This is a genomic window from Neisseria sp. HMSC056A03 (assembly GCF_001815685.1).
In the GTDB taxonomy this organism is placed as follows: domain Bacteria; phylum Pseudomonadota; class Gammaproteobacteria; order Burkholderiales; family Neisseriaceae; genus Neisseria; species Neisseria subflava.
Genome location: NZ_KV821649.1, coordinates 1 through 412, shown reverse-complemented (window position 1 = coordinate 412; position 412 = coordinate 1). Strand labels below are relative to the sequence as shown.

General features: G+C 37.4%; 1 pseudogene. It reads left to right on the top strand.

Annotated elements, in window-relative coordinates:
• Nucleotides 1-199 (top strand): annotated as a pseudogene (locus HMPREF3052_RS09255) (SEL1-like repeat protein); the annotation flags it as partial.
• Between the last annotated feature and the right edge of the window lie 213 nt (nt 200-412).

The window sequence follows — 412 nt, the reverse complement described above, 5'->3', positions numbered from 1 at the left end:
ACAGGCAGTGCAGTGGTTTCGCAAGGCTGCAGAACAAGGGGTTGCTCAAGCCCAATTTAATTTGGGTGTGAGATATTACAATGGGCAAGGTGTTCGTCAGAACTATAAGATTGCCAAAGAGTGGTTTGGTAAGGCTTGTGATAATGGGTTACAACAAGGTTGTGATACTTATCGCGAATTGAATCAGGCAGGATATTGAATTTTTACTAAAGGCCGTCTGAAAAAACTAGGATAAAACAGAAACAATAATTTGAAAGTAATAGATTTTAAAATGAATAAATTATTAAAAAAAATGATGGTAGCCCTGTTATCTTTGGGCTTGGCGCAAGCGGTTTTGGCAAATGATGTACCGGATTTTAAGGAAACACTTCAAATTGCGAAACAAGGAAATGCTCAAGCTCAATTTAATTTG